Annotated in this window: 8 protein-coding genes; 1 reads left to right on the forward strand and 7 read right to left on the reverse strand. The window is 65.9% G+C overall.

Going from position 1 to position 10,629, the window contains the following annotated elements:
- Nucleotides 1-199: 199 nt before the first annotated feature.
- Both AC5JJ6_RS25250 and AC5JJ6_RS25255 read right to left on the reverse strand, forming a co-directional pair.
- A complete protein-coding gene (locus tag AC5JJ6_RS25250; RefSeq protein ID WP_496044711.1) occupies nt 200-1,531 on the reverse strand; it encodes an O-acetylhomoserine aminocarboxypropyltransferase/cysteine synthase family protein in 1,332 nt (443 codons plus the stop codon).
- Nucleotides 1,532-1,665: 134 nt separating this feature from the next.
- Nucleotides 1,666-2,133 carry a DUF411 domain-containing protein gene (locus AC5JJ6_RS25255; protein WP_496044712.1) on the reverse strand — a complete coding sequence of 156 codons (468 nt, stop codon included), beginning with the start codon at nt 2,131-2,133 and terminating at the stop codon, nt 1,666-1,668.
- A gap of 199 nt (nt 2,134-2,332) precedes the next feature.
- Here AC5JJ6_RS25255 and cysE point away from each other — a divergent pair, with 199 nt between their 5' ends.
- Nucleotides 2,333-3,187, forward strand: coding sequence for a serine O-acetyltransferase (gene cysE / locus AC5JJ6_RS25260; RefSeq protein WP_496044713.1), 855 nt, complete (start codon nt 2,333-2,335; stop codon nt 3,185-3,187).
- Between the two features lie 34 nt (nt 3,188-3,221).
- Here the strand turns inward: cysE and AC5JJ6_RS25265 are convergent, their stop codons facing one another.
- The 5 genes from AC5JJ6_RS25265 to AC5JJ6_RS25285 form a co-directional block, all read right to left on the reverse strand.
- A complete protein-coding gene (locus AC5JJ6_RS25265) occupies nt 3,222-5,480 on the reverse strand; it encodes a heavy metal translocating P-type ATPase (RefSeq protein WP_496044714.1) in 2,259 nt (752 codons plus the stop codon).
- A 215-nt stretch (nt 5,481-5,695) separates the two neighbouring features.
- On the reverse strand, nt 5,696-6,742 hold the full coding sequence (gene fba, locus AC5JJ6_RS25270; RefSeq protein ID WP_496044715.1) for a class II fructose-bisphosphate aldolase: 1,047 nt from the start codon (nt 6,740-6,742) through the stop codon (nt 5,696-5,698).
- A gap of 42 nt (nt 6,743-6,784) precedes the next feature.
- On the reverse strand, nt 6,785-8,815 hold the full coding sequence (tkt, locus tag AC5JJ6_RS25275) for a transketolase (RefSeq protein WP_496044716.1): 2,031 nt from the start codon (nt 8,813-8,815) through the stop codon (nt 6,785-6,787).
- A gap of 142 nt (nt 8,816-8,957) precedes the next feature.
- On the reverse strand, nt 8,958-9,833 hold the full coding sequence (locus AC5JJ6_RS25280; RefSeq protein ID WP_044434912.1) for a phosphoribulokinase: 876 nt from the start codon (nt 9,831-9,833) through the stop codon (nt 8,958-8,960).
- Between the two features lie 3 nt (nt 9,834-9,836).
- Nucleotides 9,837-10,629: class 1 fructose-bisphosphatase (locus AC5JJ6_RS25285; protein ID WP_496044717.1), on the reverse strand; the 793-nt coding region annotated here is incomplete at its 5' end.

A 10,629-nucleotide genomic window follows, 5' to 3' on the forward strand; every position in this document is an offset into this window, starting at 1 on the left:
CATCCGGCATCGGGCCGGGTGTTTGGTGCGGTGGGGATCAACATGGTGCTCCTCCGTTGGTTTATCGTTCTGGACGCCAACCATCATCCACCAGTTTCTCTACCAACTCAATAGGGTTTATAGTGATGCCTTTTCCTAGTGTCGGAGATGCGGTGCGGACCACCGGTCCGCACCCTGGATACCTGACGGCAACGCTCAGTTATTCCGCAGCATCCCTCAACCCGGCCGCGCGCTCAAGGGCCTGATCGAGATCGGCGATGATATCGTCGATATGCTCGATGCCGACCGACAGCCGGACATAGCCCTCGCTGACGCCGGTCGCGAACTGCTCCTCCGCCGAAAGCTGCGAATGGGTGGTGGAGGCGGGATGGATCGCCAGCGTACGCGCGTCGCCGATATTGGCGACGTGGTAGACCAGCTTCAGCCCGTCGATGAAGGCGCGCCCGGCATCGCGCCCGCCCTTCAGTTCGAACCCGAGCAGCCCGCCATAGCCGCCCTTCAGGTACGCATCGGCGCGCCGGCGCGCCTCGCCGTCCTGAAGTCCTGGGTAGATCACCTTGGTCACGGCGGGGTGCTTCATCAGGTACTCCGCCACGGCCGAGGCGTTGCGGCTGTGCTCGCGGATGCGGAGCGGCAGCGTCTCCAATCCCTGGAGCGTCAGGAAGGCGTTGAACGGACTGAGTGCCGCCCCAAGGTCGCGCAGCAGCGTCGTCCGCGCCTTGATGATGTACGCGACCGGGCCGATCGGCTTGACCGCCTCGACCCAGACGGCGCCGTGATAGCTGGGATCGGGCTGGTTCAGCAGCGGCTGGCGCTCGGCATGGGCCGCCCAGTCGAAGGCACCGCTGTCCACGATCATGCCGCCGATCGAGGTGCCGTGGCCGCCGATGAACTTGGTGGTCGAATAAACGATGACGGCGGCGCCATGATCGAACGGACGGGCGAGCAGCGGGGCAGCCGTATTGTCGATGATCAGCGGGATGCCGAGCGGACGGCCGATATCGGCAACTTCGCGGATCGGGAAGACGACCAGCTTGGGGTTGGGCAGCGTCTCGGCATAATAGGCGCGGGTGCGATCGTCCGTCGCCTTGCGGAAGTTCTCCGGATCGCTCGGATTGACGAACCGGACCTCGATTCCCTGTTGGCGCAGCGTATTGGCGAACAGGTTCCAGGTGCCGCCGTACAGGTCGGTTGAGCTGACGATGTTGTCGCCCGCCTGCGCCAGGTTCTGCACCGCCATGGCCGAGGCCGCCTGACCCGATGCGACCGCCAGGGCCGCGACACCGCCGTCGAGCGCCGCGATCCGCTTCTCCAGCACGTCGGTCGTGGGGTTCTGGATGCGGGTGTAGATATTGCCCAGTTCCTTCAGCGCGAACAGGTTGGACGCATGTTCGGTATGGTCGAACTGGTAGGAGGTGGTCTGGTAGATCGGCACCGCAACAGCGTTGGTGGCGGGATCGGACCGGTATCCGGCGTGCAGCACCAGGGTTTCGGGCTTCAGGGGGGCGGGGGGCTTGCTGGCGTCGCTCATGGTGGCCGGCTCCTTCGGGCTCGGTTCGGGGGATCGCGGAAAGCTACACGATCCCCCAGGCCACTTAAAACGAATTTGTAGATTAAACCAGTTTCACACGCCAAATACGGATTTTCAGAAATCAGGTCTGCCGGTCAGTGGTTTGCATAGACGGCCGGCTTGCCGCCGGGCTGTCCGAATAGGATCACCTGATAAGGTTCTCCCATGTTCATATCCATGCCGGGCGCATCGGCCGGCATGCCGGGTACCGACAATCCCGTGGCTTTCGGACGGTCGGCAAGCAGCCGTCTGACATCCGCCGCCGGGACATGCCCTTCCAGGACGTAGCCGCCGATCGTGGCGGTATGGCAGGAGTGCAGCGGTGCCGGCACGCCGTTGGCCCGCTTGACCGGATCGACGTCCTCGACGTCATGGGTCTTCACCTCGAAACCCGACGCCTGCATGTGCTTGACCCAGCCGGTGCAGCAACCGCAGGACGGCGATTTCCACACCTCGACGACATCGGAGGCGAGGGCGGGGAAGCCCGTTCCGCTGAGCAGAAGACCCGCGAGCATCGCGGCACTCGCGGCGGCGTGCAGGCTTTTCGCGAGTTTGGAACGCATCGTTTTTTCTCCTGATGGATGAACTTCAGATGGCTGTCCGGGATTAGCCGGAAAGACTCTTTTCATAGCTGGGGTGCGGGGCATTGCGTCGCAGCCCGGAACCCCTATGTTCCATGTTTCCGCCGGCCGCTGCGACTTCGGCCGTCTCGACTCGTGCGAGTTTGAAGTAAAGTATGCCGTGCTTAGGAGCATCGGAACCATGAGCGAAGTACAGTTGGCGGTGCCGGGCTTTCCCGAACTGAATCGGGAAATCACACCACGGCCGAGCGATACCGTATGGGGCATCCTGCGCGCCGATGCTGTCAAGGTTTCCGCCGAGGAAGAAATCCTGCGCGGATTCATCCATGGTTCGGTTCTGTTTCACGACGATTACGCCTGCGCGCTGGCGGCATTGCTCGCCCATAAGCTGGGCGACCGCAATATGACGGCCGAGCGGCTGGAAGGGCTGGCCCACGAAGCCCTGTCCGACGACCCGGATATCGTGGAGGCCGGCGCGTCCGACCTGATCGCCATCCTGGACCGCGACCCCGCCGCCGACAGCTACCTGACGCCTTTCCTCTACTTCAAGGGCTTCCACGCGCTGCAATGGCACCGGATCGGCCATTGGCTGTGGACCCATCGGCGCCATAGCCTCGCCCATTTCCTGCAAAGCCGCGTGTCGGAGGTCTTCGCCATCGACATCCACCCGGCGGTGCCGGTCGGCACAGGAGTCTTCATCGATCACGGCACCGGCCTCGTCGTGGGCGAAACAGCCGTCATCGGCAACAACGTCTCGATCCTCCAGGAAGTGACGCTGGGCGGCACCGGCAAGGAGCATGGCGACCGGCATCCCAAGGTCCGCGACGGCGTCCTGATCTCCGCCGGCGCCAAGGTGCTCGGCAACATCGTCCTCGGTGCCGGCTGCAAGGTCGGAGCTGGCAGCGTCGTCCTGAAAGACGTTCCGGCCTGTGCTACGGTCGTCGGCGTCCCGGCCAAGGTGGTCGGCTGGTGCAGCGGCCCGTTCCCGGCGCTGGACATGGACCAGACGCTGCCGGAGCCGGATTACAGCATCTGATCCAAAAGGCATCGGTTTCTATTTTCTGGGGTTTCTATTTTCCGGGCTTCCAGCCCCGCAGCGTGAGCGCGTTGGCGACCACGCTGACGGAGCTGAGCGCCATCGCGGCCCCCGCCAGGATCGGGCTCAGATAGCCGAACACCGCCAGCGGAATGCCGATGGTGTTGTAGGCGAAGGCCCAGAACAGCCCCTGCCTGATCTTGGCATACGTCCGCCGCGACACGTCCAGCGCCCCGCTGACGAGCACCGGATCGCCGCGCATCAGCGTGATGCTGGCGGTGTGCATCGCGACATCCGTCCCCGTGGCCATCGCGATCCCGACATCGGCGGCCGCCAGCGCCGGAGCGTCGTTGATCCCGTCGCCGACCATGGCGACGACCTTGCCCTCCGCCTTCAGCCGCGCCACGACATCGGCCTTGTCGCCCGGCAGCACCTCGGCGAACACACGGTCGATGCCAAGCTCCTGGGCTACCGCATTGGCCGCACCGGCGCTGTCGCCCGTCACCATGACCGCCTCGATCCCGCGCGCATGCAGTCCGGCGACCGCCTCATGGGCACGTTGCTTGACGGTATCGCCGAAGGCGACCAGCCCCAGCACGCAGGCATCCGGCCCGGTTTCCGCCAGCCACGACACGGTGCGGCCCTGGGATTCCAATTCCTTGCCCCTGGCCTCCAGAGCCTCGTCGGACAGGCCGTTCTCCGCGATCAGCCTGCGGGTGCCGAGCAGCAGGGAACGGCCGTCCACAACTCCCGAAACGCCCCGGCCTGCCAGCGCCTTGAAGCCGTCGAGGCGGCCGGCGCCGATCCCGCGCGTGGCGGCATGGGCACGGACCGCCTGGGCCAGTGGATGTTCGCTCCCTTGCTGGAGCGAAGCCGTCAGCCGCAGAAGGTCACCTTCGGCAAAGCCGGGGGCCGCGATCAGGTCGGTCACCCGAGGCTTGCCCTCGGTCAGCGTCCCGGTCTTGTCGAAGGCGACCGATGTCACGGCATAGGCCCGTTCAAGCGCCTCCGCGTCCTTGATCAGGATGCCGTACCGCGCGGCCTGACCGGTTCCGACCATGATGGCGGTAGGCGTGGCGAGGCCGAGCGCGCAGGGGCAGGCGATGACCAGCACCGATACGGCGGTCAGAATGGCGGCTTCCAGGTCACCGCCGACGGTCCACCAGCCAATGAAGGTCAGCGCCGCGATCACCAGAACGACTGGCACGAAGACGGCGCTGACCTTGTCCACCGTGCGCTGGATCGGCGCCTTGGACGCCTGAGCGCCTTCCACCATGCGGACGATCCGCGCCAGCATGGTTTCATGCCCGACCGCCAGCGTCTCGACCGTCAGCAACCCGTCGACGTTGATCGACCCGCCCGTGACGCGTCCGCCCTCGGCTTTCTCGACCGGCAGGCTCTCGCCCGTCAGCATGCTCTCATCGACCGAGCCGGCGCCTTCGACGACACGCCCGTCCACCGGAATGCGCTCGCCCGGACGGACCACGACGATATCGCCGACGCGGACCCGCTCGACCGCGACCTCCCGCTCCACGCCGTCGCGGCGCACGCGTGCCTTGTCCGGACGCAGGTCCATCAGCGCCCGGATCGCGGTCGCTGTCTGGCCCTTGGCGCGGGATTCCAGCCATTTGCCGAGCAGGATGAAGGTTATCAGGACAGCCGACGCCTCATAGTAGAGATGCAGCGTGTGCCCCGGATGGGCAGTCAGCAGCAGATAGGTGCTCAGCCCCCAAGCTGCCGACGTACCGATCGCCACCAGCAGATCCATATTGCCGGCGCCCGCGCGCACTGCCTTGAACGCGGCGACATAGAAGCGCCAGCCGAGCCAGAACTGCACGGGGGTCGCCAGCGCCAATTGCAGCCACCCCGGCGGCATGACGTGAAGCCCCATCAGATCGCCGATCATCCCAACCACCAGCGGCAGCGACAGGGCAGCCGCGATCAGCAGCTTGACCAGCTCCCGCCGCTGCCGAACGGCAGCTTCATCGGCGGCGGCACTGCCCGGCAGGGCAGTCTGGTCCTCAACGATGGGGCTGGCATGGAAGCCGGTACGGTCCACGGCGGCGACCAGCGTTTCCGCGTCGATCCCATGCCCCGTCACATGCGCCCGCTCCGTCGCCAGATTGACCGCGGCGTCGGTGACGCCCGGCACCCTTTTCAACGCCTTCTCCACGCGCCCCACGCAGGACGCGCAGGTCATCCCTTCCACGGCAAGATCGAACTCGGCCGGGGGCAGGGCGGAAGACTTAAGAGCGGTATCGTCGTCGGTCGGGGTCGTGGCAGCGTAAGCCATCGTCAGGCTCCTCGAATCTCATGCTGCCCATGTATGTGGGGCTTCCAGTCGTGGGAAGGTCAAGGGCCTTTCGTCGCAAGCTGTTGTCAAGCCGGCGCGCAGCCGAACGAGCGAAGGAGGAGAACGGCTAAAACGGAAAAGCCCGCCGGCCGGCTTCCAGCCCAAAGGGCTGGTCGCCGTCCGACGGTGAGTGGCGCCGAAGCGGACGGGGAAGCCTACGCCGCCCTGGCGTAGACTTCCGCATACCGCTCCATGGGGAGAGGTTTGATCCGGGAGGCCTGACCGGCGCTGCCGAACGCCTCGAACCGGTCGCGGCACAGGTCCTTTGCGGCGTCCAGCGCCGCCGCGAAGAACTTGCGGGGGTCGAATTCGTCCGGCTTCTGGGCCAGCAGGCGGCGCACCGCCCCCGTCATGGCAAGCCGGATGTCGGTGTCGATGTTGACCTTGCGCACACCGTAGCGGATGCCGTTCTGGATCTCCTCCACGGGCACGCCATAGGTCTCCTTGATCTCGCCGCCGTACTCGCGGATGATGTTCAGCCATTCCTGCGGGACCGAGGACGAGCCGTGCATCACCAGATGGGTGTTCGGCAGGCGCGCGTGGATTTCCCGGATGCGGTCGATTGCCAGGATGTCGCCGGTCGGCTTGCGCGAGAACTTGTAGGCGCCGTGGCTGGTGCCGATCGCGATGGCGAGCGCGTCCACTCCCGTAGCATTGACGAAGTCCGCCGCCTGATCGGGATCGGTCAGCAACTCGTCATGGCTGAAGGTCCCTTCCGCGCCCGATCCGTCCTCCTCGCCTGCCTGTCCTGTCTCCAGCGATCCCAGCACGCCAAGCTCGCCCTCGACCGAGACGCCGACGGCATGCGCCATCTCGACCACCTGACGGGTGACCGCGACGTTGTATTCGTAGGAGGCCGGCGTCTTCATGTCCTCCTTCAGGGAGCCGTCCATCATGACGCTGGTGAAGCCGGAGCGGATCGAGCGCTGGCACACCGCCGGGCTGGCGCCGTGGTCCTGGTGCAGCACGACCGGAATATGCGGCCACGTCTCGACCGCCGCCTCGACCATGTGGCGCAGGAAGGCTTCGCCGGTGTATTTCCGGGCGCCTGCCGAGGCCTGGAGGATGACCGGGCTGTCGCACTCGTGCGCCGCCAGCATGATCGCGCGGATCTGTTCCATGTTGTTGATGTTGAAAGCCGGCAGGCCGTAGCCATGTTCGGCGGCGTGGTCCAGCAACTGGCGCATCGAAACGAGGGCCATGGTTTCCTCCGGTTTATTATCGTTGTTTGGTGTCAGGGCGTCTCAGAGCAGGGCGTGCGCCGCCTTGGCGATACGCTCCGGCGTCAGGTCGAAGAAGCGGTAGAGGGCATCGGCGGGAGCGGATTCACCGAACCGGTCGATCCCGATAACCTCGCCGTCGGAACCCACGTATTTCCACCAGCCGTCGGTCCGCCCGGCCTCAATGGCGATTCTTGGCGCATCGGTGCCCAGCACCATTCTGCGATATGCGGCGTCCTGGCGGTCGAACACCGTCGTGGAGGGCATGGAAACAACGCGCGCATGGACTCCTTCGTCGGCAAGCAGGTCGCGCGCGGCAACCGCGAGCGGCACTTCCGAGCCGGTGGCGATCAGCACGATATCGGGTGGACCGCCATCGGGTTCCGACAGGACGTAGCCTCCGCGCGCCGCCTCCGCTGCCCTGCCTTCGCCGCCGTCCTGCGGTGGCAGATTCTGGCGCGACAGCAGCAGGCTGGTCGGACCGTTGCGCCGCTCGACGGCCGCCCGCCAAGCGACGGCGGTTTCCAGCGCGTCGCAGGGGCGCCAGACATCCATACCAGGGATCAGGCGAAGCGACGCCGCGTGCTCGATCGGCTGATGGGTCGGGCCGTCCTCGCCCAGGCCGATGCTTTCATGGGTGAAGACCTGGATCGTGCCCAGCCCCATCAGCGCCGACAGCCGTAGCGCGTTCCTCGAATAATCGGAGAACACCAGGAAGGTGCCGCCGAACGGGATGAACCCGCCGTGGAGTGCTATGCCGTTGACGATGGCGGTCATGCCGAACTCGCGCACGCCGTAATGGATGTAGTTGCCGCCTCCCATGCCCGCCACCGAGCGGCAGGCCGGCCAGTTGGTCAGGTTGGAGCCGGTCAGGTCGGCGGAGCCGCCCAGCAGTTCGGGCAGCAGCGGCGCCAGCGCCTCGATTGCGAGTTGCGAGGCCTTGCGCGTCGCCACCGTCTTGGCCGCCTTCACCGTGTCGGCGATGAAGGCGTCGGCGCGTCCGGTGAAGTCCGCCGGCAGCTTGCCGGCGATCCGGCGCTGAAACTCGGACGCCAGGTCCGGGTGAGCGGCGGCATAGGCGTCGAACCGCTCCTGCCACTCCCCCTGAAGCTCCGCACCGCGGTTCCGCGCGTCCCAGGCCGCCCGGATCTCGTCCGGGACCTCGAAGGCAGGGTAGGGCCAGTTCAGCGCCGTCCGGGTCGCGGCGGTCTCAACGGCACCCAGGGGGGCGCCGTGGACGTCGTGCGTCCCCGCCATCTTCGGCGCGCCCCAGCCGATCACCGTCTTGCAGCAGACCAGCGTCGGCTTGCCCGATGGCGTCAGCGCCTCGGCGATGGCGGCATCCAGTGCCGCCGCGTCGTGGCCGTCCACGTCGCGGATCACCCGCCAGCCATAGGCTTCGAAGCGTTTCGGCGTATCGTCGGTGAACCAGCCCTGGACATGGCCGTCGATCGAGATGCCGTTGTCGTCGTAGAACGCCACCAGCTTTTCCAGCCCCAAGGTTCCCGCCAGCGAGCATGCCTCGTGGGAGATCCCCTCCATCAGGCAGCCGTCGCCGACGAAGACGAAGGTGCGGTGATCGACGACCGTATGCCCCTTCCGGTTGAATTCGTCGCCCAGTAGCCGTTCCGCCAGCGCCATGCCGACCGCGTTGGAGATGCCCTGGCCCAGCGGCCCTGTCGTCGTCTCCACGCCCGGCGTGATGCCCCATTCCGGATGGCCGGGGGTGCGGGAGTGAAGCTGGCGGAAGTTCTTCAGCTCCTCCAGCGGCAGGTCGTAGCCGGTCAGGTGCAGCAGCCCGTAGAGCAGCATCGATCCATGGCCGTTGGACAGCACGAAGCGGTCGCGGTCGGGCCAGTGCGGGTCGCCGGGGTTGTGGCGCAGGTGGCGGTTCCACAGCGCCTCGGCGATATCGGCCATGCCCATCGGCATGCCGGGGTGGCCGGACTTGGCCTTGTTGACGGCATCAACGGCCAGCATCCGCAGGGCGTTGGCGAGTGTGCGGCGGTCGGTAGCCGGTTTCACAGGGTTGTCGGGAGCCAGAATATCCATCATCGTGCTTCCTCCTCGGTCGTTTCTAAGTCGACCGTTTTTGTAGGTCGGTCCAAAGCGAAGCGGCAGCCGACAAGCAGGCGCGTCTATGTCGGCTGCCGCTTCGCTCTAGCCGACCTACAAAGTGGTACCCTTGACCCCAGTATCAGTGAGCCTTTTTCTTGCGGTCCATCAGTTGCCAGATCAGCGGCGTGATGATGAGCTGCATGGCCAGCGCCATCTTGCCGCCAGGGCAGACGATGGTGTTGGGACGAGACATGAAGCTGTCCTTCAGCATCGACAGCAGGTACGGAAAGTCGATGCCGCGCGGGTTACGGAAGCGGATGATCAACATGCTCTCATCGGCGCTCGGGATGTCACGGGCGATGAAGGGGTTGGACGTGTCCACCGTCGGCACCCGCTGGAAATTGATGTCGGTCAGCGAGAACTGCGGGACGATGTAGTTCACGTAGTCCGGCATCCGGCGCAGGATGGTATCGACGATCGCTTCCTGGCTGTGCCCGCGTGAGATCCTGTCGCGGTGGAGCTTCTGTATCCATTCCAGGTTGATGATCGGGACGACGCCGATCAGCAGGTCGGCATGGCGGGCGGCATCGACGTTGCCGGTCTTCACCGCACCGTGCAGCCCCTCGTAGAACAGCAGGTCGGTCGGCTCCGGCAGGGGCTCCCACGGCGTGAAGGTGCCGGGCTCCTGCTGGTAGGGCGCCGCTTCCTCCGCGTTGTGCAGGTACTTGCGGGTCGTGCCGGTCCCCGTCTCGCCATAGTGCTGGAACAGCGCCTCGATTTCCTCGAACAGGTTGGCGTCGGGGCCGAAATGGCTGAAGCTCGCCAATCCCTGCTGCTGAGCCTCCGCCAGCCGCGTTCTCATCTCGGCGCGGTCGTAACGGTGATAGGCGTCGCCCTCGATGATCGCGGCAGATATCTGCTCGCGCCGGAAGATCTGCTGGAAGGTGTGGCGGACGGTCGTGGTGCCGGCACCGGACGATCCGGTGATGGCGACGATAGGATGCTTGACGGACATGGATCACACTCCTCCATGCGCGCCGGCCGGGACCCGGAACAGCGAGCGGGTGTTGAAAAGCGGCGCTTCGAAGACCTTGTCCTCACCCTTGTCGTGCGCCTCGTGGTAGCGAACGATCCGTTCGACCTCCGACTTCGAGCCCAGGATCAGCGGCACGCGCTGGTGAAGCTTGTCCGGTACGATGTCCAGGATGCGCTGGCGTCCGGTCGAAGCCGTGCCGCCCGCCTGTTCCAGGATCATCGCCATCGGGTTGGCCTCGTACAGCAGGCGCAGGCGCCCGGCGCGCGAGGTATCGCGGGTATCCCACGGATACATGAAGACGCCGCCCCGGATCAGGATGCGGTAGACCTCCGCCACCAGCGACGCGATCCAGCGCATGTTGAAGTCCTTGCCGCGCGGTCCCGTGCTGCCCCGGATGCATTCGTCGACGTAGCGCTGGACAGGCGGCTCCCAGAACCGCTCGTTGGAGACGTTGACGGCGAACTCGCTGCACTCCTCCGGCACCTTCATGTGGCAATGGGTCAGGATGAAGTTGCCGATCTCGGGGTCGAGCGTGAAGCCATTGACACCGTCGCCCAGCGTCAGCACGATCATCGAAGTCGGGCCGTAGAGCGCGAAACCGGCGGCGACCTGTTCCGTCCCTGGCTTCAGGAAGTCCGCTTCGACCGGATCGCCGTCGCCTTCGGGGGCGCGCAGGATCGAGAAGATGGTTCCGACCGTGAGGTTGACGTCGATGTTGGACGACCCGTCCAGCGGGTCGAACGACAGCAGGTAGCGGCCCTTCCGGTGCGGCGGC

The sequence above is a fragment of the Skermanella sp. genome, assembly GCF_059503625.1.

Coding starts and splice junctions, on each gene's coding strand:
- AC5JJ6_RS25250 (WP_496044711.1), bottom strand. CDS start 1,531: ATGAGCGACGCCAGCAAGCCCCCCGCCCCCCTGAAGCCCGAAACCCTG.
- AC5JJ6_RS25255 (WP_496044712.1), bottom strand. CDS start 2,133: ATGCGTTCCAAACTCGCGAAAAGCCTGCACGCCGCCGCGAGTGCCGCG.
- cysE (WP_496044713.1), top strand. CDS start 2,333: ATGAGCGAAGTACAGTTGGCGGTGCCGGGCTTTCCCGAACTGAATCGG.
- AC5JJ6_RS25265 (WP_496044714.1), bottom strand. CDS start 5,480: ATGGCTTACGCTGCCACGACCCCGACCGACGACGATACCGCTCTTAAG.
- fba (WP_496044715.1), bottom strand. CDS start 6,742: ATGGCCCTCGTTTCGATGCGCCAGTTGCTGGACCACGCCGCCGAACAT.
- tkt (WP_496044716.1), bottom strand. CDS start 8,815: ATGATGGATATTCTGGCTCCCGACAACCCTGTGAAACCGGCTACCGAC.
- AC5JJ6_RS25280 (WP_044434912.1), bottom strand. CDS start 9,833: ATGTCCGTCAAGCATCCTATCGTCGCCATCACCGGATCGTCCGGTGCC.